The sequence below is a fragment of the Lysinibacillus sp. NPDC093197 genome, assembly GCF_044754025.1.
GTDB lineage: Bacteria > Bacillota > Bacilli > Bacillales_A > Planococcaceae > Lysinibacillus.
This window is the reverse complement of the sequence record NZ_JBIVOH010000009.1, coordinates 44,112-63,878: the sequence shown is the minus strand read 5'-3', so window position 1 is coordinate 63,878 and position 19,767 is coordinate 44,112. Positions and strand designations below refer to the sequence as shown.

25 protein-coding genes and 1 pseudogene are annotated in these 19,767 nt (G+C 37.2%); 5 read left to right on the top strand and 21 right to left on the bottom strand.

Annotation, left to right across the window (positions count from 1 at the left end):
• Nucleotides 1-12 precede the first annotated feature (12 nt).
• From ACIP9G_RS19475 to ACIP9G_RS19465, 3 genes are all read right to left on the bottom strand, one after another.
• Nucleotides 13-309 carry a hypothetical protein gene (locus ACIP9G_RS19475; protein WP_401021563.1) on the bottom strand — a complete coding sequence of 99 codons (297 nt, stop codon included), beginning with the start codon at nucleotides 307-309 and terminating at the stop codon, nucleotides 13-15.
• Nucleotides 302-877, bottom strand: coding sequence for a hypothetical protein (locus tag ACIP9G_RS19470; RefSeq protein ID WP_401021562.1), 576 nt, complete (start codon nucleotides 875-877; stop codon nucleotides 302-304). Before ACIP9G_RS19470 ends, ACIP9G_RS19475 begins: the two co-directional genes overlap by 8 nt.
• A 99-nt stretch (nucleotides 878-976) precedes the next feature.
• Nucleotides 977-1,615, bottom strand: coding sequence for a BMQ_0737 family morphogenetic spore coat protein (locus ACIP9G_RS19465; RefSeq protein WP_340821889.1), 639 nt, complete (start codon nucleotides 1,613-1,615; stop codon nucleotides 977-979).
• A 226-nt stretch (nucleotides 1,616-1,841) separates the two neighbouring features.
• Here ACIP9G_RS19465 and ACIP9G_RS19460 point away from each other — a divergent pair, with 226 nt between their 5' ends.
• Nucleotides 1,842-3,119: a hypothetical protein gene (locus ACIP9G_RS19460; RefSeq protein WP_401021559.1), complete on the top strand. Its 1,278-nt coding sequence runs from the start codon at nucleotides 1,842-1,844 to the stop codon at nucleotides 3,117-3,119.
• A gap of 339 nt (nucleotides 3,120-3,458) precedes the next feature.
• A complete protein-coding gene (locus ACIP9G_RS19455; RefSeq protein WP_401021556.1) occupies nucleotides 3,459-4,094 on the top strand; it encodes an exosporium glycoprotein BclB-related protein in 636 nt (211 codons plus the stop codon).
• A gap of 111 nt (nucleotides 4,095-4,205) precedes the next feature.
• Here ACIP9G_RS19455 and ACIP9G_RS19450 read toward each other — a convergent pair whose 3' ends face one another.
• The 13 genes and pseudogenes from ACIP9G_RS19450 to ACIP9G_RS19390 form a co-directional block, all read right to left on the bottom strand.
• Nucleotides 4,206-4,718 (bottom strand): YfiT family bacillithiol transferase, encoded by a 513-nt coding sequence (locus ACIP9G_RS19450; protein ID WP_401021555.1) that lies wholly within the window; start codon nucleotides 4,716-4,718, stop codon nucleotides 4,206-4,208.
• Between the two features lie 176 nt (nucleotides 4,719-4,894).
• A complete protein-coding gene (locus ACIP9G_RS19445; RefSeq protein WP_401021553.1) occupies nucleotides 4,895-5,536 on the bottom strand; it encodes a hypothetical protein in 642 nt (213 codons plus the stop codon).
• 5 nt (nucleotides 5,537-5,541) lie between these two features.
• The gene (locus tag ACIP9G_RS19440; RefSeq protein ID WP_401021551.1) at nucleotides 5,542-6,009 is read right to left on the bottom strand and encodes a GNAT family N-acetyltransferase; all 468 of its coding nucleotides are present in this window, start codon (nucleotides 6,007-6,009) and stop codon (nucleotides 5,542-5,544) included.
• A gap of 89 nt (nucleotides 6,010-6,098) precedes the next feature.
• A complete protein-coding gene (locus ACIP9G_RS19435; protein WP_401021751.1) occupies nucleotides 6,099-6,860 on the bottom strand; it encodes an alpha/beta hydrolase in 762 nt (253 codons plus the stop codon).
• 14 nt (nucleotides 6,861-6,874) lie between these two features.
• A complete protein-coding gene (locus ACIP9G_RS19430) occupies nucleotides 6,875-7,657 on the bottom strand; it encodes an ABC transporter ATP-binding protein (protein WP_401021749.1) in 783 nt (260 codons plus the stop codon).
• Nucleotides 7,658-7,686: 29 nt separating this feature from the next.
• Nucleotides 7,687-8,718, bottom strand: a complete 1,032-nt coding sequence (locus ACIP9G_RS19425; RefSeq protein ID WP_340821880.1) for a FecCD family ABC transporter permease — start codon at nucleotides 8,716-8,718, stop codon at nucleotides 7,687-7,689.
• A complete protein-coding gene (locus tag ACIP9G_RS19420) occupies nucleotides 8,711-9,718 on the bottom strand; it encodes a FecCD family ABC transporter permease (protein WP_340821879.1) in 1,008 nt (335 codons plus the stop codon). Before ACIP9G_RS19420 ends, ACIP9G_RS19425 begins: the two co-directional genes overlap by 8 nt.
• A gap of 90 nt (nucleotides 9,719-9,808) precedes the next feature.
• Nucleotides 9,809-10,789, bottom strand: a complete 981-nt coding sequence (locus ACIP9G_RS19415) for an ABC transporter substrate-binding protein (RefSeq protein ID WP_340821878.1) — start codon at nucleotides 10,787-10,789, stop codon at nucleotides 9,809-9,811.
• A gap of 352 nt (nucleotides 10,790-11,141) precedes the next feature.
• On the bottom strand, nucleotides 11,142-11,969 hold the full coding sequence (locus ACIP9G_RS19410) for an AraC family transcriptional regulator (RefSeq protein ID WP_401021548.1): 828 nt from the start codon (nucleotides 11,967-11,969) through the stop codon (nucleotides 11,142-11,144).
• Nucleotides 11,960-12,436 carry a DinB family protein gene (locus ACIP9G_RS19405; RefSeq protein WP_340821875.1) on the bottom strand — a complete coding sequence of 159 codons (477 nt, stop codon included), beginning with the start codon at nucleotides 12,434-12,436 and terminating at the stop codon, nucleotides 11,960-11,962. Before ACIP9G_RS19405 ends, ACIP9G_RS19410 begins: the two co-directional genes overlap by 10 nt.
• 18 nt (nucleotides 12,437-12,454) lie before the next feature.
• Nucleotides 12,455-13,027, bottom strand: a complete 573-nt coding sequence (locus ACIP9G_RS19400) for a nucleotidyltransferase family protein (RefSeq protein ID WP_401021545.1) — start codon at nucleotides 13,025-13,027, stop codon at nucleotides 12,455-12,457.
• 69 nt (nucleotides 13,028-13,096) lie between these two features.
• Nucleotides 13,097-13,267: pseudogene (locus tag ACIP9G_RS19395) on the bottom strand (GNAT family N-acetyltransferase); the annotation flags it as partial.
• A gap of 33 nt (nucleotides 13,268-13,300) precedes the next feature.
• Nucleotides 13,301-13,483 carry a GNAT family N-acetyltransferase gene (locus tag ACIP9G_RS19390; RefSeq protein WP_340821873.1) on the bottom strand — a complete coding sequence of 61 codons (183 nt, stop codon included), beginning with the start codon at nucleotides 13,481-13,483 and terminating at the stop codon, nucleotides 13,301-13,303.
• A 96-nt stretch (nucleotides 13,484-13,579) separates the two neighbouring features.
• On the opposite strand from ACIP9G_RS19390, the gene ACIP9G_RS19385 reads away from it, so the two are divergent.
• Entirely contained in the window at nucleotides 13,580-14,035 is a 456-nt protein-coding gene (locus ACIP9G_RS19385) for a GNAT family N-acetyltransferase (RefSeq protein WP_401021542.1), read from the top strand.
• A 26-nt stretch (nucleotides 14,036-14,061) separates the two neighbouring features.
• Here ACIP9G_RS19385 and ACIP9G_RS19380 read toward each other — a convergent pair whose 3' ends face one another.
• On the bottom strand, nucleotides 14,062-14,421 hold the full coding sequence (locus ACIP9G_RS19380; RefSeq protein WP_401021540.1) for a YybH family protein: 360 nt from the start codon (nucleotides 14,419-14,421) through the stop codon (nucleotides 14,062-14,064).
• A gap of 132 nt (nucleotides 14,422-14,553) precedes the next feature.
• Here ACIP9G_RS19380 and ACIP9G_RS19375 point away from each other — a divergent pair, with 132 nt between their 5' ends.
• Nucleotides 14,554-15,042 (top strand): SRPBCC family protein, encoded by a 489-nt coding sequence (locus tag ACIP9G_RS19375; RefSeq protein WP_401021537.1) that lies wholly within the window; start codon nucleotides 14,554-14,556, stop codon nucleotides 15,040-15,042.
• Nucleotides 15,043-15,088: 46 nt separating this feature from the next.
• On the opposite strand, the gene ACIP9G_RS19370 is transcribed toward ACIP9G_RS19375, so the two are convergent.
• The 4 genes from ACIP9G_RS19370 to ACIP9G_RS19355 form a co-directional block, all read right to left on the bottom strand.
• Nucleotides 15,089-15,895: a hypothetical protein gene (locus ACIP9G_RS19370; protein WP_401021534.1), complete on the bottom strand. Its 807-nt coding sequence runs from the start codon at nucleotides 15,893-15,895 to the stop codon at nucleotides 15,089-15,091.
• A 164-nt stretch (nucleotides 15,896-16,059) separates the two neighbouring features.
• Nucleotides 16,060-17,691 (bottom strand): ribosomal protection-like ABC-F family protein, encoded by a 1,632-nt coding sequence (abc-f, locus tag ACIP9G_RS19365; RefSeq protein WP_401021532.1) that lies wholly within the window; start codon nucleotides 17,689-17,691, stop codon nucleotides 16,060-16,062.
• 467 nt (nucleotides 17,692-18,158) lie between these two features.
• Nucleotides 18,159-18,227, bottom strand: a complete 69-nt coding sequence (locus tag ACIP9G_RS19360) for a helix-turn-helix domain-containing protein (RefSeq protein ID WP_401021746.1) — start codon at nucleotides 18,225-18,227, stop codon at nucleotides 18,159-18,161.
• Nucleotides 18,200-18,724 (bottom strand): recombinase family protein, encoded by a 525-nt coding sequence (locus ACIP9G_RS19355; protein ID WP_401021529.1) that lies wholly within the window; start codon nucleotides 18,722-18,724, stop codon nucleotides 18,200-18,202. The genes ACIP9G_RS19360 and ACIP9G_RS19355 overlap by 28 nt, the downstream gene beginning before the upstream one ends.
• A gap of 254 nt (nucleotides 18,725-18,978) precedes the next feature.
• Here ACIP9G_RS19355 and ACIP9G_RS19350 point away from each other — a divergent pair, with 254 nt between their 5' ends.
• Nucleotides 18,979-19,359 (top strand): sigma factor-like helix-turn-helix DNA-binding protein, encoded by a 381-nt coding sequence (locus tag ACIP9G_RS19350; RefSeq protein WP_401021528.1) that lies wholly within the window; start codon nucleotides 18,979-18,981, stop codon nucleotides 19,357-19,359.
• The last annotated feature ends 408 nt before the right edge of the window (nucleotides 19,360-19,767 follow it).

The window sequence follows — 19,767 nt, the reverse complement described above, 5'->3', positions numbered from 1 at the left end:
CCTCCTATCACGTTAGCTTTTCAAATAATCTATTATTTCCTCAAATTGCACTTTATTATCAGCTAGTAAATCATCAAGTTCTTTTATGAGATGCAATTCAAACTGTCCAGTTATATTCTCTTCTGGTGCTCTCTTGTCGCCAGATAATAAATAGGAAAGCAGTAAATGCAACGTACTTTTTTCAAGAAATGCAAAGCTATTATCTCCCCCCTTTCTAAAGTCCGTGACATTACTAAGTTGATCCTTCATAAAATGACGAACGATTTGTTCTAAACCTGCCTCTAGTTTTTGTTCTTCTATTTCACTCATCTTGATCCTCCTGTACAACGTTAATTCCATTGAGATTAATAGGATTTAGTACGAAGACACCGTCTTGTAGCTCATCACAATATGTAAAGCCCGTTATTGTACCAGCATAGGATAAATTATGGGACCATTTAATTTGGAAATTAGTAAATGAAATCGTCTCATTTGGTTCAATTGTTGTTTCGCCTATTGGTTTAAGCCAAAATTCTGTATTGTTAGAGCTATCATTTATTCGTTCCCAGCTACCCGCGGTTTTTAAATTTTGACTAAAATGCTCATATACATATCTACCTGAGAAGGAAAACGGGGAATCTTCAGGTAGCTTTATGCACAAATAAGGATTTGTTATTGGTTGATTACCTATATTGCGAATATGATAAGAACCAAGACATAGACTCTCCTGTTCTGAATCATAAGAAATATTAAGAGAAGTCGTAAAATAACTAATAACACTTACATTTTTTTGAAAATTTTGTTCCTCCACTAGCTTTTTTATTTCACGGACATAAAACGTCGTTTGCTCTTTAAGATTCTTTATTTTTTCTTCGACAGAATCTTTATGAGTACTCATAATTAGTGCCCCCTTGCCTATATAATATGTAACAAAAATAAAAAAAAGAGAGGATAACCCTCTCTTTAAGGTATGACATATGTTTATGTGTTAGCACTCTTAACCCATAGTTGGGAAAATAACGGAGCATTGCTTTGGACGAACCGTAGACGGGCATGAGAATGGTAAATCTGCTCTTGGCTCGCAGTAATTCGCTAAGAATTCCACAGTAACTGGGAATGTAGATTGAATACTTTGACAAACTGCTACTGTTATTGTCAACGCAGAAAACGTAATTGTTCCAGTACCAGCAGTAAGCGTACCCGTTGTACACACGAAGCAATCTAAATCAGTATAAAGGATTTCTACATCTGTTCCTTGAGGTGCGCATAATGTAACTTGTTCACAACGTGATACCGGAATCTCACTACTTGTTAATACAGCTCCAGTTGGTAAAGTAACAACAATCGTAAGAATGAAGTTCTTTTGAATATTTAAGTGTTGTAGACAAACTGTTGCTCCATCAATAGAAAATTGACGGTTCTCACGATTTAAAATTACGATTGGGTTTGTCGCAGCCGGAGTTACTCTACATGTGACAGTTGCACCTGTTAAAACCGTCGCCGGTGTTACGCCTGGGAAGGTAATTGCACCAGTTGGAGAAATATCAAATGACATTTCCTTTACAATCCAGTCATATACTTTATCGACGTTTATACAAATTAGTTCGCGCGCCTGGGATGGCATATTATCTTGCATCCTTTTGACACCTCCATAAGTTTTTTATCTTTCGTTTGTAGCATATGATTTTTAGCGTTAAGTGCATGGGCTAACAAATAATTTACCATGATAATTATTCAACAAGTGTTATTGCTATTTACTATTAAAGAACACTTTTCTCCCCTTTCGAGTTGGATTAAATGATTTGTAACAGAAAGTGGGGTTTTTTAATAAAATACTAATGGACTGAAAGGGGTGAAATGCAATGGAAGATTCAAAGTTGTACTCCACTCAAGACATTGAAAAATTAAAAGAAAAAATTGATAGCTATAAAGAAACGTTAACAACATTAAAAATGGGTACTTCAATCGAGGATTACTTATTTATGAAAAATGAGTTTGAGGATCTTAAAAAACAAATTGTACATTTAGAAGGACTCACAGAAACAATTGATGGTAAACACAGTATGCAAATTAAAGAATATGAAGAGCAAGTCAAACAGCTTTCTATTCATATTGAATCCCTCAATCAAGCAATTGAGGAAATGAATCAAGAAATTTTAGCCGTATTAAATAAATTAATAACCGTTGAAACCAATATACCAACAGACAATTTCCCAACAAATGTTGTTGAAAGTTCAGTAAAAAATATAGCCCTTCCTTCGAGAAAACTTCTAGAAAAAATAGAACAAACTACTGTACAACCACCATTACCTACCACTGAACCAAGTTATAAATTCCTTCAAGATTTGGCTGGTAAAGCTTTTAATATGAACAATGGAGTACCTTTTCCTCCTAATAATAATCCTGTACAAAAACAAGAAGAACGCCATTTTAACCAGCACTATTTTCAATCAATCAATACACACCCAAGTCAGATTTATAACGGTTTATATAGAAACACCACAGCAGAATCAACTTTTCATTTTAAAAATGCAGCAGACACGCAAGGAATCCCAGTAAGCGTTGTAGAAGCAAATAGTTTAACAGCTCCTATAGCAAAAGAGGAGACTACGGAAGCTATTGCTCCTACTGCTACTGACATGAACATAACAGAAGTCTCTGCTCCTCCCACAAATGAATTGGAAATAAAAGAAGTCCCTACACCTATCACAAATGACTCGGACATAACAGAAGCTTCTGCTCCTACTACAAATGACTTAGAGATAATAAAAGCCTCTGCTCCTAACGCAAATGATTTGGAGATAATAGAAGCCTCTGCTCCTCTCGCAAATGAATTAGAGATAACAGAAGCCTCTGTTCCTAACGCAAACGACGTGGACATAGCAGAAACCTCCGCTCCTAACGCAAGTGACTTGGACATAACAGAAACCTCTACTTCTATAGTTCCTACATCTTCAATTATTCAAGCTGAGCCTTCTTCTTTAAGCGTATCGAATGAAAACATAGAACTAGTAAAGGAAGAAAGCATTGCACAAATGGAGTTCAATAACCAAACTGAAGATATAAAAGAAGTAGTGGAGGAAGAAGTGAAGAAAGAAAAAAATTCTTTATTTTTTAATCTATTTCGGAGACGCAATTAGCTTGAAATTCTCGGAGGAAAAACAATTAAACCTTATACAATCAACCATCATTATTCCTATAGATAAATGTCCAATAAGTATCCAAAAATACATATTGGACTTTTTTACGTCCAATAATATTAGAATTCTGCTTGCAAGTATCGTTTAATAACTTTTAAGCACGGTGAACATGTAATAGTGGTTTTTCAAATTTTCACTAGTAGACAATAGACTAACCCGTAGCACTTACAGGCATTTTTCTCTTTTTCTTGTATTGTAAAAATAGCTTTATGAATGTAGTTGATAGCCCTTTTTCTTTATTCTTCTATGAATAGAATAATGAAGAAAGGAGGTGTAAATATGTTCTTATTTGACCCTATGTCTAATAGTGGATGTGGTTGCTCATCTAGATCAAACAATATGGAATGCCAAAATTTCGGCCCATTTTTAGCAATTGATGCTGCATGTATCACTCCATCACAACCTGTTATTAACGGTTCCATTATTCCATTCTCTTCTGGGGTTACACCTGTTGTGTTAACTTCTTTAGTAACTGGTTTAATCGCTACACCATCCCTTATTGGATTCGGTACTGCAATTCCTGGTGTTACGCTCGTTGGAGAAACAGTTGATTTATCTGGCGTATTAACAGAGGCATTTACTGTACCACGCGCAGGTAGTATTACAGGCCTTTCTGCATCATTCTCTGCTACGCTTGCCGTTACTTTAGTTGGTAGTACTACTGTTACTGCTACAATCTATCGTGCGCCTGCTGGAAGCACGGTGTATACAGCTACAACTGCTACTGTTAATTTAGCTCCACCATTTACAGGCTTAATAGCAATAGGTACTACAGCATTTGGTTCAGGCAGTTTTGCACCAGTTCCAGTCACTGCTGGTGACAAATTAGTAATGATCTACTCTATGACTACAGCTGGTGTAGCTGTTGCACAAGTACTTACTGGTACAGCAAGTGCTGGCATTACAATTCAATAAATTATTTTTTAACGTCCCAGTTTATTCGACTAAAAAATCCACACACATTTGAATAGTCAAAATTTTAAAAGGCGACTTTCCTCAGAAGTGAGGATAAGTCGCCTTTTTTATTTATTTTGCAAGAGCATTTTGTATATGGGCAAGATGATGCTTTCCATGCCATGCATAGAGAGCGAGTGCTTTTTCAAGCGTCATTAGCCCGTTGTCTGGATGCTGAAAAGCCCGTTGTAATTGCTCATCCGTTAAGCTTGTCAGCAAATACACCCAACGTTCATGTAAACTTTCAAGTAACTTATAGGAAGTGGCGACAGGCATATCAGAATCCGGAAGCACTGCCCAATCCTCTTCATTGTATGGCTTAATAGTCGGTGTATCTTCGGTTAAAGCTAATTTAAAGCGAATAAAACTATTCATGTGACTATCCGCCAAATGATGGACCAATTGTGTTACAGTCCAACCATTCTCTCGGTAGGATTTCGCTAATGATTGTTCACTTGCTCCACTTATTGCCTCCGCTAATTGCCTCGGCAATAGACGGATATCATCAATCCATTTCTGTACTTGCTGTGCCGTTACTACTTCTGGAAATTGAAATTGTCCAATCGGATATCGTAAATCGTTCATTTAGCTCGCCCCCGTTTCTCTTTCTAATTTCATTATACTACCAATTTAGAAGTTTCATTTCATTTAAATTTAAAATTCTATCGGCGATTGCGTGAGTTTTATCAGCGATTTGAGCACTTCTATCGGCGATTGCTCGACTTTTATCGGCGATTCGGGCATTTTTATCGGCGATTTTCCTATTTCATAACAAATCCAACTAATAATTTCAAAGGATGTATAATTGGAATCCCGAAATCCTTTTCAAATTGTTGTGCCGCTTCGACCATCGATAGCTGGGCAACAGAAATTAGCCGACCTTCGCTCATTATTTCCCGGAAATATTGTATAATTGCATTGTTGTATGCTTGCTTTTTCCCTTGCATAATAAGCTCAAATGTATTGTTTATAACCTTCGCCTGAACGTCTATCGCTTTATCATGGAGCTTAGCATATTGGTAGAGTCTCTCCATCGTGCCATCCACCGTTGCAGGGTTTGTAAAAAGTATTATTTGTGGTTGCGTCACTTCGCAAAGTGATTGAAAAAAGGGTTCATCTATTTTAATAATTGGAATAGATAATGACAACTCTTCTTCCTTTAACAACGCAATATAATTTGTACATGTAATTAAAATGGCATCGACATTACAACTTGCTATCCACTCTACTTGCTCCTTCACCTTTAATGACAAACCACTAGTACCCTTTGCCACATGCTGAATAAGTCCCGGATCAACAAAATGCTCAAGCTCTAATTCATGTATGCTATTAAATGCCTGCTCTATGTAGTCTATATTGGAATAGTGTGCGTGCAAACAGCCTATTCTTTTCTTCAAATGCACTCCCCCTAAAGTTTCTTTTCCATTGTTACAATCGGAAGAGAAAAGCCATTACGATTTTCTCCTATCGTTTCTTTAGTGATAACATATCCTAACGAGCGGTATAACTCAATATTACGTGGTACATTCATACGGACTTTACATTCACTAATCATTTTCCCTTGTGCACGTGCATAATTTTCAAGTTCAACTATTAATGCTTTTGCCAAACCTTGCCCTTGCTTTTCTGGAACTACAGATAACCGAAAGAAATAAATGCCTTGATTACTCAACGTAAATCGAACCATTGCTACAGGTTGATCTTCCATATAACTAATAAACGCTTGCTCGCCATTATTGAGCGCCTGTTCAATTGATTCTACCGTTTCACTTAATGCACTGGATGGTGGCGTTGCATGTTCATATTCTTTAAAAGCCTGAAGCATTAATTTATGCACTACTTGTGCATCCTTACTATTTGCCAAAATAATTCCCATCTAAGTCACATCCTTTTAATTATAAATACATATTATTGCATTTTTATCCATAAGTAAACCGCATTACCAAAGATAATGCGGTTACTGAATTAATATTTATTCACAAAACGTATTGCTCTACTCATTACAGTGGGTACGACAGACGCATGATTTTCATTCAATGCTTCATAAAATTCAATACTCATTACTTGCATTAGCTCATTGGCCATTTGTCGTCCGTCATCTACCATAAATGTTTCAAGTTCCCCTACACCGATAAATAATTGTTCGTTCACTTGCTTGTGCTCTTCCATAAATACGCTTGCCTTATGGAACAATTCATGTTCATTCCACCAGATGGAAGGACTAATAGCTATATAACGTTGGAAACTATGTTTTTCATTCAATAATTGCCACAACACAAAATAGCCTGCTAAAGAGTGCCCAAATAAAGTTTGATGCTGTTCATTTACATGGAATTGTTGCTGAATTTGTGGCTTTAATTCCTCATGTAAAAAGCGACTAAAACTCACTGCACCTCCATGCTTATCATATCCATTTCCTTTAAATCTTGCAGGATAGCTATACGTTTCGGCTGGTGCTGTAAAATCATAAAAACGTCGTTCATGCATATCAGCCCCATGCCCTACTCCGACGACAATAGCAGGTACGATGCCTGTTTTGGGCGCATTACGACTTTGCAGGCGAATTGCTTCCTTCACCAAATTGAAGTATGACGATCCGTCTAATACATATAAAACTGGAAAGCCGCCTTGAGGTTTTTCCCCTTGAGGTACATAGATGTTTATTGTATACGTATAATCAGTAAACTTCGAATTCATTTCATAAGAAATAAAATCTGTTACGTTAATTGCTTGTTCTACAGTCATTTATCTTCCTCCTTTAAAACATCATAGCCATAACATACAGGAGTGTTTGTTGCTGGGTCTTCCATAATTCTTGCCGTAATATTGAACACTTTACGCATGACGTCCGCACATAAAATTTCCTGTGGTGTTCCCGTTTCCACAATAACACCTTGACGCATAGCGATTAAATGATCAGAATATCTTGCTGCATGGTTAATATCATGCAAAACCATGACAATCGTACAGCCGTGTTGTTCATTTAAATTTTTTACGATATCTAAAACCTCTAACTGATGCGCCATATCTAAATAAGTTGTTGGCTCGTCTAACAGCAAAATGCTCGTTTCTTGTGCTAATGCCATTGCTAGCCAAACACGTTGGCGTTGACCTCCAGAAAGCTGTGCAAGCTCTCGGTTGCGATACTCCAATGTATTTGTGACCGTTAAGGCCCATTCAATCATTTCTTCATCTTTTTTCGTTAAGCGATTGACATTATTACGATGTGGATAACGACCGTATGCAATTAGCTCCTCTACCTTCAACTGTCCTGGTGCAATTGGTGTCTGTGATAGGATTGCTAACTTTTTCGCAATTTCTTTCGTCGACAAATTTTGCATATTTTGTTCCTGTAAATAAACCGTTCCCTGTTGTTTCTTTAAAATACGTCCTATTGTTTTTAATAAGGTAGATTTTCCACAACCATTAGGACCGATAATAGTTGTCACTTTTCCCTCTTCTATCGTTAAGTTCAATCCTTCAAATACACGAACATGCTCATAACCTGAAGACAGATTTTCCATTCTAAATGCAGTTTGCACACTACTTCCTCCTATGCTTTTGACTTCACTAGTAAATACAAGAAGTACGGAATACCAATAATTGAAACAACAATACCAACTGCTAGCTCTGAAGGTGCAAAGACAGTTTTACCAATAAAGTCCGCGAATACAAGCAGGCATGCACCTATTAGGGCACTCACCGGCATTACATAACGATGTTGAATACCGACAAGTTGTTTAGCAATATGTGGCGCCATTAATCCAATAAAACCAATACTTCCAGAGACAGATACACAGGCGCTCACTAAGCCTACACTCGCCAATAATAATTTAATTTTCTCTTTTTCTAGCGCTATGCCTAAGCTTGTAATACTGTCTTCTTCCAGTTGAAAATAATCGAGTAAATACGATTTACGATATACATAAAAACCTAGCAATAGGAGCCATGGCAACATCGACACGACAAAAATCCAATTGGCATTATAAATAGAACCAGCCATCCAAACTGCTGCCGATTCATAATCTTGCGCATTCATTTTCAACGATAGAAATAGCGATAATGCACCAAATCCACTATTAATAGCAATCCCTGTTAAGATCAGTCGCTGCATATCTAGGTGGCCATTTTTCATGGCAAACGAAAAAATTAAAGCTGCGGCCATCGTACCGCCCACAAAACCGAATATCGGCATGATTAAAATAGATAACCAGCTACTAATATCCGCTGTTACAAGACGGAATTGAAAGAAAAACATAAAAATAACTACTGCTGCACCCGCTCCAGCATTAATACCTAAAATTCCTGGGTCTGCTAAGCCATTTCGTGTAATGCCCTGCAGCACAACCCCTGCCATGCCTAGCCCCACACCAACAAGTGCTGCTATTACAATTCGAGGTAAACGAAATTCAAAAATAACAAGATCATATTTCGGGTTTGGCTCAATACGTAAAAGTGTTTTTAGTACATCTAATACTGACATATCAAAAACGCCATTCGTAATATGGAGATAGCTTGCCCCTAATATAAATAATAGAAGGATAGCGACAGTCGTAATGACTGCACGGGAAGTTTTTTTATGCATGCTTTTCACCTCCGTGCTTACGAACTAAGTATAAGAAGAATGGGACACCGACTAGCGCTGTTAATACACCAATTGGCGTTTCGTATGGATAATTTACATAACGACTGAGCACATCGCACAGTGCTAAGAAAAATGCTCCTATTACCGCTGCACATGGAATAATAAAGCGATAATCAACACCAACAAGGAAACGTGTAATATGTGGAATAACAAGCCCAACAAAAGCTATTTTTCCGACAAGTGCCACCGCTGTACCTGTTAAACATACAACTGCAAGCATACTAACAATTTTTACTGCTTTTGTTTTTTGACCAAGACCTAAGGCAATATCGTCGCCTAATGCGGTGATAGTAATAGCTCTTGCCGATAATAATGCAAGAATAAGGCCTATTAATCCGAAAGGTATTGAAAGCATGAGCATATCATTGTCTACTGTATGTACCTTAGTGTTATACCAAGCACTAACCGTTTGCGACACTTGGAAATACATTGCTATTGCTGTCGCTATACTACTCAAAAATGTCCCTATTACTGTTCCAATAATTGCTAATCGAACTGGGGAAAGCCCATTCCGTATTAAAGAGCCAAACCCGAAAACGATACCTGCTCCCATTGCAGAGCCGAGCATAGATAGTAAAATCATTTGGTAATTTGGAAGTCCTGGAAAGAACACAAGCGCCAATGTAATGACAAATGCGGAGCCATCATTAACGCCCATCAATGATGGTGATGCTAAATAATTTCGAGTAATACCTTGCATAACCGCCCCGGCTACTGCCAAAAACGCACCTACTAGTAATACGGCGCAAATTCTAGGAATACGACTAGTCCTAACAATTTGATGATCAATATTTCCAGCATCAAATGCCGTAAGTGCTTGCCATACGGTTAAGCTGCTAATATCCTTTGTACCGTACATGACAGAAATTAAAGCCACAATTGCAATTAAGAAAGGTGAAGCTACTAATATAGAAAATGATACTATGTTTGTTTTTTTCAACTGCCACACCTTTTTCTATTTAATCTTTATCTTATAAAAGGCTGGTAATAGCCCGGTGCTTGCACCAATTCTACTACCAGCCTACTTCTTCTATTTAAGTAATTTTTCCGCTGCAACATCTAGGAATTTAACCTTAGACCAAGCAGTACCTCCTTGAGCAAGTGGATCAATTGCATTGACGAAAATCTGTTCATTTTTAGCTGCCTTTAAGCTTGCAAAAATCGGATTCTTTTGTAAATCTTCTAATGCTTTCGGTGCATCCGTATTTTCAGATTCCTCAAATTGTAGGAAAATCGAGTCTGGGTCGATCTCGGCTAACGTTTCAAGTGAAAGCTCTGCTTGCGCTTTTGTCGCGTTTAAAATTTCAGGTACTGGAGCACCTAAATCTTCATACAGCACAGGATTTAAGTAAACGCCTGCAGGATAAATATACATTACGCCGCCACGTAAGCGAATAATTAATACTTCCTTGTCCGCTAGTTGCTCTTTTGATTTAACCTGAGCGTCCGCTACTTTGGCTTCATAATCTGCAATAATTTTTTTAGCATCATCTTCTTTGTCAGTAAGCTGTGCAAGAAGTGTTAAGTTTTCTTTCCAATTTGTTGAAATATGAGAGTAAGGAATCATTGTTTGAATTTTATTTAATTTTTCAGCCGTTTCCTCAGGGAATTTTGAAGTACCGATAATAACATCGGGGTCAAGTGCTAAAATTGCCTCCGCATTCGGCTCCATTTTATTTCCTACTAGTGTTGCACCCTCTAATTCCTTTGTAAGATATGATGGAATTTTGCCACCAATATCAAGTACACCAACTGGCTTGATACCAAGCATTGCAGCATCTTCCATTGATTCTAAGCTTGCAGCTACAATGTTTTCCACCTTTGCAGGCAGTTCATACGTTTCACCTAAATATGTAATGCTTTGTGTTTTTGCTTGTTCTGTTTGTGTTTCAGTTGTACTTGTTTCTGCTGCTTCGTTTTTGACAGGTGTGGACTCCTCTTTATCAGTACCACAAGCCGCAAGGGATAGTGCTAAAAGTGCAGGTGCACACATTTTGATATATTTATTCACAATGAATCTCTCCTCATTATTTTCATCTACTTACGATAATGATAATCATTTTCATTTATAAGTCAATAGTAATTAGCTATTTAATTGATAGTCATTATCATTTACGATTACTATCCTACCAAAGAGAAAAATAGTTGTGAATGGACAATTTTATTTTCTATATGGACTTTTGCCGAAATTATTTTAAAAAAAGATGCTGATTCATAAGAAAAAAAGTGTTAGATTGACCGCAATCAATCTAACACTTTTTCGCTATACCCGTGTCGTTACTGGCGATTTACGAGTTTTTATCGGCGATTTCTCTCATCTTACTGGCGATTCACTGGCTTTTATCGGCGATTCTCTCGTCCCCCTAAGCTTCTTCCATCATTATTTTTCGATATGCTGATGGAGACATTCCGGTGCATTTTTTAAATACCCTGCTAAAGTAAAAGCTATCAACATAGCCTACACATTCTGCAATCTCAGTTACTGTAGAATCGCAATATCGTAGCAAGTCCTTTGCCCGTCGCATGCGATATTCTGTTAAATAGCTACTAGGATTCATACCTGTGTGCTGTTCAAAAAGATATGCAAATCTTCGACGCTCCAAACCGAATTCCTGTGCAATTTTAGACACTGATAATGGTTTCGAATAATGCTCGTGAATGTATTGTATTACCTGCTCCATCATTTCATTTGCTGTATCAAGAACCTTCATTTTTGCCGAAATTAAAATCGTTTCCACTAAATTCATAAATATCGACTTTGATTTAAATGTTGCCATACTACCTGGCATTGCATAACTTTCTATTAGCTGTTGTACTAGATTAATAATTTTTGAGTTTTCACCTGTATTGATTAAGAAATGCTGTGTTGCTAATGGATTAATAGCCGCCTCGTCTGCAGGTACATGATAATGGACTACCGCATACTCCCACACTTTATCACCAATCGTATGTATCTCTATTGGCATTTGTGGCCCCGCATGAACAACCATTCCAGGCTCCATGATATAAGGAGTACCATTAAAGCTAAAAGACGCACTGCCTGCCAGTGGAAAGACTAAACCACATTTTCCTGGCGCTGTTGTACGCCCGATATCCTTTCGATCTGGGTCCATTTTATTCGTAAAAATATCAACAAAATTCACAGTTGCCTGTGCATAATAATCAATCATTTGATTTATATTTATTTCCATTCCATCTCACCTATAACATTTTGGATTTGTAAAAAATGATGCAAATCATGTTCTACTAGGCCACAAAAATAACTGTAAAGTGTAAGCTCAGAGTGCCCTATTTTAAAGCTCTGCTGCCACAATTCATCTGGTAAAAGCGCAAGGGCATCTAACAGTAAACACCTATTATTCAGTAACGCTTGTAATGTTTGCTCCATACTTAGTAAACGACTACTACTCGCTGCTTCAGCATTCATCTGTTCCACATCGGGCCCCTTAGGTAACTGCTCTTTTGAAAATAGAAATGGAATGCGCTTATGCAATACAAATTCATCCCACGGAATTAAATGTCCAATCACTTCGGCAACTGTCCACTTCCCCTGTTGTATTGGTGAACGCCACTGCTTGTCCGAAACATGCGAAAGTTGCTCTAGCCACAGTATAGATTTTTCATAATGCATAAGTATTTGCTTCTTTTCTGGATGCAATTCTGTCAGCCCCTTTAGCTATACTGATGTTACAAATACTAGTTTTGGCCAAATATTTTGCCATCGTTTGTTATGTATCCTCTTTTGATAAATGTCATGCAATTGAGTCTTTTCATCAAAATAAGGTGTAGGCGCAACAATACCCGACAGCAATTGTTGTATGCCATAAGGCGCTGCAATTTCTAGTGCACCTTGTGTAAGCCGTACGCCAATCGCTGTAGGTATTTCAGGAAAATGCGCAATGCCATCAACGGAAGATTGATACGGATTACTATTGTTTACGACATGCATTCTAGCTTGATTTTTCACAGACCACGGTTCTTTTGGTAAGAGTTCTAATAATCGCTGTTCATATTGCTTCTCTAGTTGTTCTGAATTATGATGATTATCGAAATAAATGACATCAATATCACCTAATGGCGTTCTATCTTTATAATCATGCAAATAATCCCACACCTTTGAACGAATAAATCCAGCACATACCCAGCCGTCCAGTAATTGTAGCTGCTCGACACAGCGTAAAATTTCCATCATCCATCTATCTGACTCAATTAAAGTTATTAAATCTCTTTCTGTTAGTAACCGCTCCATTCAACCAAACCCCTTGATATATCTCTATTTTAATTGCTTATTAAAACCGGTACATTTTCCTTCAAAGCCTTATTGTCTGTAGAAATGGTATGCTATCTTTCGTTCTTCACGATTACCACCGTTTAACACAAGTGCAGAAGCACGCTGTTCCACTGCCCAGTATTCTATCGCTTCGAGCAACTTCTGTCCAATGCCCTTTCTACGATAATGATGATCTACGACAAAGGCTTGAATTCGTACATAACATCCATCATGCTCGTAAAATAAGCTATGTCACGATCCTGCCATCCCAACTACGTGGCCATCCATTTCTGCAACTAATGGTTGATAACTTGGATTTGCTGCTAAAGCTTGAAATCTTAACGTCATTTTCTCCTCTGTCGTTGGATAGCCAAGCTGCTCCATCAACAAAGTTAAAGCTTTGATATCATGTATATCAGCGGATCTAATTTGCACCTTTATTGCCCCTGACATAAGTTTATTATTGCTTATTAATGTTTCCATTTATTACAATAATAACTGTATGCATTTATTTTTCAAAGGAGTGTGAGTATGAAAATTATTTCTGTACGGCAGGAGCCTAGCTATGCTGAATTGGCGACCCGCTATATACAAAGCAAATGGGCAAGTGAGGAAAGTATGATGCTCTATGAGGACTGCATTTCACATTGCATTAATGCGCAAGCACCACTTCCGCAGTGGTATTTATTAATGGATAATGATGAAATTATTGGCTGTGCAGGTTTAGTAACGAATGATTTTATTAGTCGTATGGATTTATATCCTTGGGTATGTGCGGTGTATATCGAAGAAAGCCATCGCGGGCATGCATACGGAGCATTGCTATTAGAGCAAGCTAAAAAGGATGCCCAGCGACACGGATTTCCACAACTTTATCTTTGTACAGATCATATTGGCTTATATGAACGCTATGGCTTTTCACATATCGGTACTGGCTACCATCCTTGGGGAGAAAGTTCACGCATTTATGCGGCACAGCTAGATTAAAAAGGGTGCGCCTAATGCCAACTGCGTTAGCTACTTAAATGTTCATGAATAAGCTTCCATTCATTATTTACTACAGTAAAAACATTTGTCGCTCTCCCGCTCCCTGATACAAATGTGCCATTATGATATCCTTCGTAATGGTATGTATAAATACATGTAGCGGTAGTTGCATCCGCAGTAAGCCACTGAACATTTGTCGCCCGATAAACTTCATCTTTTATGACGTGCCATGCACGATTGAAATAAGCTCCTATCTCTTCTAGCGTTGTGCATGTTTGATCAGTAAACCAATAAACTGCTTGTGGGTGTAATAGCGCTTTGACGTTGTTAAAATCATGTGTATTTGTTGCTTCAATGTAATGTGTTAAAGCTTGTTGATAATCCATTTCCATTCCTCCTCTTTTCATCTAATATTAGCTAAAGAACAGTATTCTCACAATTTTATTTAAAACTTAATTAGTCTAGAAAGATTATTTAGTACTACAATTTGAAAGACCTTAAATTCAAGGAGGATATTTATGCTCGCTACAATTCACAAAAACCAAACCGGCTATATCGCGCAAATTGAATGCCCACTGGCACATTCAATTTGCGAAGTTTGGGCGGTACTAACAGAGAATGGCAAACTTCAAAAATGGATGAGCAATTTAGAAATGATTGAGCCTAAAAAGAATGGTAAAATGCGTTTCAATATGAATGACGGAACTGATGCCTTTATAGACATCGCTATTACGGATTATATTGAGCAGGAGGTACTGGAGTTTGAATGGGGCAAGGATAGTGTACGCTTTGAGCTATCACCGACTAGTGATGGTTCAATATTAGTATTGCACGAAAAAATCGGTCAGCTGACTGATCATACGCCTAAAGATTTAGCGGGATGGCATATTTGCTTAGAACTCCTGTCTGATTTGTTAAATGACACAGTGCCTGGAGAATTTCCAATGGAAGCATGGCAAAAAAGGTTAGCAGAATATACGCTACTAATACATGAAGCTGAAAAGTAAACAGCAAAAAAATTCCCTGAGCGGATTGCCACTCAAGGAATTTTATTTATTGATTAAAGGCTGTTGCAATTGCTAGTGCCTTCATTGGATCCTTTATCGAATCAAGTGTATAGACAAGCTTTCCATCCTGCCATACGATTAAGTTTCCTGACTCATAAACGTCTAAATGCACCATGCCGTTTTCATGTGGAATCGGAAGCGTATGGGATTCTAAATATTCTACTGCTTGTTTCGCTAGGTCTACTCCAGCGGCTGGGTTATCTGTTCGGGTACGGGCTGCTAATGCCCATCTCCCCTCATTCCAGCCAGTCCATAACGAGCCAGCACCTGCATCCTGATAGCCATTAATATTGTATCCGAGCGGTACTTGTTGCCCGCCATTTTTACTATAATCTTCATAAGCAATCTGTTCGCTTGCCTCATCTATACTGTCGAATAGCTTTACAGTAAGCTTGGCAATTGGCGTTGCATTAGAAGCATTTTTCAGCTTCACATCATTAACAGGAATATACTCTTTACTTTCTAGAAAAAGAACTTCTGCTTGTTTGTCTGAACCTGTTGTTGTAGCCGTTAGAAAAGTCCCTTTTGTTAGCGGAAGGTTATTTGGCATAACAACCGCTAATTCTGTTCCAAGCTGCTCTTTTATCGTTTTCAATGCTTCTGCTTGCGTTATAGAAGATACAGTGTCTTCAGATTTAGTTTCAGTTGTAGCATTCTCATTTTCATTCGATTGCTGCTCTTCTTGCGTATGGTCTTGCTGTGTATGGTCTTGCTCGCTCACTTTCTCTTCATCTGTAGTACATGCGCTTAGCATACTAATTGTGAGTAAGCTTGTAAAAAGTAATTTTTTCATCTAGACACCCCTCTTTTGGCTTTATATCAATAACGGTTTTGGCGTTTTTTCAATCCTGCTCTAAAAGCTTGTGACATTAGCTAGGTTTCCCCACATTATAAAAGTGGAGAATTTTTGTTGAATCAAGTTTATTTTCCCCACTCTTTTCTCTCTTAAACGTGAAACTAGCGAAGATCATTAATTTGCTTAGTCAATTCATTAAACTTTCGATCAAGCACTGCATATTCCTTATCCTTTGCAGTTAGAAAGCTAAGTTTGCCGAGTATTTCTTGTCTTTCATTTTCAAGCTTTAGTCGTAGTGCACTCGTATCATTTACTTGTGGCGGTGCGCTCTCTCTCCATTTTTTCTCAATGCCATTATTTTTAAGCTCCCAAACAATGTTGGTCGTTTTTTCTAAAAAATAACGATCATGTGATACAACGAGCAATGTACCTGTATACAACTCCAATGTTTTCTCCAACTGCTCTCTTGAAGGCAAATCTAAATGGTTCGTTGGCTCATCTAAAATAAGAACATTTTTTTCCTCTAGTATATATGCCATAAGCTTACACTTCACACGCTCACCCATACTCATATTGCTAATAGGTGCTGTCCAATGACTTGCTGTAAACCCTAAATGTTTCATGACATTGCGGACTTTACCTCTTTCCTCGAACGTCTCCTTGTAAAAATATTGCTCTGGCGTCAGTTCAAGCGGCAAATCAAATACGTCCTGCGTTAAATAGCCGATGTTGGCAGCAGGAGAAATCCATATATCGCCATCTGCTTTTTCTTGCCCTGTCAGCACTTTCAATAAAGTCGTTTTCCCGCTACCATTTGGGCCAGTAATAGCAATTTTTTCACCAAATTTAATCGTCATAGTTACATCTTTAAATATAAGACGATGCTGAAAAGATTTTGTTACATGCTTACACTCTAAAAATCGTTTTCCTACCCGTTGGTTTGACTCTACTGAAAATCGCACTTCCTCTTCTTGCTTAAGTTGTTCAACTTTCGTTTTTGCTAGCTCCTTTTCCAAGCGTTTTTTCTTTGATTTTACTTGTGCATCCATTCGTTTAGCCTTTACTCGATAAAACTCTTTTACACCCTCTTGCTTAGTCGATTGCGCATGTGCCTTCTGCGACCAAGAAGAAAGCTCATTCATCTGTGCTTCAATACGTTCAATATTTTTCTGTTGTTTATCATATGCACGTTGCTGCGCTAACCTTTGTTGCTCTCGTGCCGCTATATAACTTGTATAATGACCACTATGCTCTATCAGTTTTCCGTCTTCCAATGACCATATTTTTGTGGCAACTTCGTCTAAAAAATAACGGTCGTGGGACACGACAATAATTGTACCGCCATATTTTTTTACGTGGGCGATTAGCAGTGCTGTACTTGTTTCATCTAAGTGATTTGTCGGTTCATCTAACAATAGTAATTGCGCATGTTGTGAAAAGCCTCTTGCTAGTCGTCTTTTCAGCTTTTCGCCACCACTTAAAGCGGTAAACTCTGTGTTTGGCACATGCCATTTCGCTAGTAAATCTGCTTCCTCTGCACTTACTTCCCAATTTTCAATAGCTGCTTGCTCTTGTTCTACATAAGCAATGTTGATTCGCTGTAACCACAATAGCTGCCCTTTTGTAGGAGTTAGTATGCCTTGAATGAGCTGTAATAATGTCGATTTTCCAGCACCATTTTTACCGATTATGCCAATGACTTCACCCTGTTTTACTGTAGCGGTCGCATTATCAAAAATAACTGTGTCACTCACTTCATACTGTACATTTTGTATTTTTAAAAGTTCTTTCATTACATCCGTTCCTCTCCGTATAGAGGGATAAAAAAAATCCCTCCAATTATTTTGGAAGGATTAGTCGCGAAATATCATGCATAAAAAAGCTCCAACGTAGAGCCTTATTTATGCGATGATCCAATACTAAAAAAAGCTATACCCCACTAAAGAATTTCTAGCGGGAAAATATGCGTTTTAAGTATGCGTTTAACGATAGTCGGCGTTAAACCTATATCGTTGCACTTATGGAAAATGGGCAGACTAATCCTATTTTTGGTTCATTGAAATATACATTTCATGTGCAAAAAATAAGATTAGTTAATCATTAGCCACCCATCGTCCCTTCATCTTTAGTTACAATAATTGTAACATCAATTGCTCAAAAACAGAATAATTATAATAAATTTCTCTCTATATTTTCGAAAAGGGAACTATGTTCACTACAATAAAAAGGGATTCATCTCGTTCATTAGTTATCCACAGCCCTAAAGGCTAGTTTTTAAGACTTTATACACAGTGCTCCGCGCTATTCCAAATTCTTTAGCAATATCAATAGCACTCTCACCAGCATTAAAAAGTGTGATGATATGACGCTTTGTTTTTCGTCCACTGCTGGACGACCACCAATGCGCCCCCGTTTTCTTGCTGCCTCTAATCCTGCTTTGGTCCGTTGTTGAATAATGTCTCTTTCAAACTCTGCAAATACAGCCAACATTCCGAACATAGCCCTACCTATTGGTGTCGAAGTATCAAATGCATCATTGATACTAACAAAATCTACATTTTTATTTTTCAATTCCTCTGTTAGTTGATAGAGCTCTTTTGTACTTCTTGCTAATCGATCCAATTTAAAAACAACAAACAGATCACCTGCAGTAGCTGCTTTCATTGCATGGTGTAATTCCGTTCTTTCATCATTTCTATTCGAAATTTTTTCTACATACATAACAAGCTCCAAATTTTTATCAACGGCATATTTTTCAATGGCCAATTGTTGCATATCTAAATTCTGGTCATCGGTGCTAACACGTGCATATCCAATAATTCTCATGAAATGCACCTTTATTGTCTATAACCAAACGTTTTATATAATTATAATTATAGACGAGTAAAAAGACAAATATGGCTAATTTAACGGATAATCGATGTCGATTATTGTGTTTGTTATTTGTATGTACATAAAACGATGGTTTTATATAATTGAATTTAAAATCATCGTGTTAGTTCGATTACACTTTTTAATCTTTATAAGAAATATGATATTATAATTTTTATTATCAATATCTGTAAGAAAGGTGAATGAATATGTTTAAGAAGAACGATAGGAATAACGAACTGACAAAAATTTCAGGAATGCCCCCAAAAAACGATAATATATTGTCGACCATAATGTCCAACTTTAGTAATTATGAGGAAGGTTCACGCTCACTTCATTATAAGGAAGACAAACAAACAAAAACCTTAACCATTAGTGGTAAGCGAAACGGAGAATTTGAAACCTATACAGTTGAGGAAGGGCTTGGAGAAGTAACTATTCATACTAGACTGCCTTTGCTTGATAAAAAATATGATTACAAAGAAGAAATCTTACGTTTGTATTACGAAAAAAAATTAACACAAAATGAAATTGCAAAGCGTTTAGACATTTCTCAGTCTACTGTATCGAGGTATATACGAGAACTGTAGAAAGTCCTTTATGTGATCGGAGCTATATGCAATTGTTCATATATAGCTCTAGGGACTTTTCTGTTTTAAATAAAAGTCCGACCTTCTATATGTGCAAGTTACAAGTAATGCTAATCATGAGCTTGTCATATTACTATAAGTACGTCTGTTAAAGGGGCTACGCATTAAGAATGATATTAAATATATCTTATTATTATTTAAATAACATGTGTTTCGAAAAGAAAAACACTATTTTCATATGAAAATAGTATTTTTAATATCGACTTAATTTTTAGAAAAGTAAAATAACACATTGCAATATAGCGAAATGTGTTGAAAAATCGAATTTTCAATTGACAAATGGACGTATATTCCAATATACTAAATACAAATGTAATAGAATCCAATTATACTAATGTTATAGCATGT

What these genes read in the sequence shown, in the direction of transcription:
- ACIP9G_RS19475 (WP_401021563.1), bottom strand. Translation starts at nt 309, where the DNA reads ATGAGTGAAATAGAAGAACAAAAACTAGAGGCAGGTTTAGAACAAATC.
- ACIP9G_RS19470 (WP_401021562.1), bottom strand. Translation starts at nt 877, where the DNA reads ATGAGTACTCATAAAGATTCTGTCGAAGAAAAAATAAAGAATCTTAAA.
- ACIP9G_RS19465 (WP_340821889.1), bottom strand. Translation starts at nt 1,615, where the DNA reads ATGCAAGATAATATGCCATCCCAGGCGCGCGAACTAATTTGTATAAAC.
- ACIP9G_RS19460 (WP_401021559.1), top strand. Translation starts at nt 1,842, where the DNA reads ATGGAAGATTCAAAGTTGTACTCCACTCAAGACATTGAAAAATTAAAA.
- ACIP9G_RS19455 (WP_401021556.1), top strand. Translation starts at nt 3,459, where the DNA reads ATGTTCTTATTTGACCCTATGTCTAATAGTGGATGTGGTTGCTCATCT.
- ACIP9G_RS19450 (WP_401021555.1), bottom strand. Translation starts at nt 4,718, where the DNA reads ATGAACGATTTACGATATCCGATTGGACAATTTCAATTTCCAGAAGTA.
- ACIP9G_RS19440 (WP_401021551.1), bottom strand. Translation starts at nt 6,009, where the DNA reads ATGGGAATTATTTTGGCAAATAGTAAGGATGCACAAGTAGTGCATAAA.
- ACIP9G_RS19430 (WP_401021749.1), bottom strand. Translation starts at nt 7,657, where the DNA reads ATGGAAAATCTGTCTTCAGGTTATGAGCATGTTCGTGTATTTGAAGGA.
- ACIP9G_RS19425 (WP_340821880.1), bottom strand. Translation starts at nt 8,718, where the DNA reads ATGCATAAAAAAACTTCCCGTGCAGTCATTACGACTGTCGCTATCCTT.
- ACIP9G_RS19410 (WP_401021548.1), bottom strand. Translation starts at nt 11,969, where the DNA reads ATGGAAATAAATATAAATCAAATGATTGATTATTATGCACAGGCAACT.
- ACIP9G_RS19400 (WP_401021545.1), bottom strand. Translation starts at nt 13,027, where the DNA reads ATGGAGCGGTTACTAACAGAAAGAGATTTAATAACTTTAATTGAGTCA.
- ACIP9G_RS19385 (WP_401021542.1), top strand. Translation starts at nt 13,580, where the DNA reads ATGAAAATTATTTCTGTACGGCAGGAGCCTAGCTATGCTGAATTGGCG.
- ACIP9G_RS19380 (WP_401021540.1), bottom strand. Translation starts at nt 14,421, where the DNA reads ATGGATTATCAACAAGCTTTAACACATTACATTGAAGCAACAAATACA.
- ACIP9G_RS19375 (WP_401021537.1), top strand. Translation starts at nt 14,554, where the DNA reads ATGCTCGCTACAATTCACAAAAACCAAACCGGCTATATCGCGCAAATT.
- ACIP9G_RS19370 (WP_401021534.1), bottom strand. Translation starts at nt 15,895, where the DNA reads ATGAAAAAATTACTTTTTACAAGCTTACTCACAATTAGTATGCTAAGC.
- abc-f (WP_401021532.1), bottom strand. Translation starts at nt 17,691, where the DNA reads ATGAAAGAACTTTTAAAAATACAAAATGTACAGTATGAAGTGAGTGAC.
- ACIP9G_RS19355 (WP_401021529.1), bottom strand. Translation starts at nt 18,724, where the DNA reads ATGAGAATTATTGGATATGCACGTGTTAGCACCGATGACCAGAATTTA.
- ACIP9G_RS19350 (WP_401021528.1), top strand. Translation starts at nt 18,979, where the DNA reads ATGTTTAAGAAGAACGATAGGAATAACGAACTGACAAAAATTTCAGGA.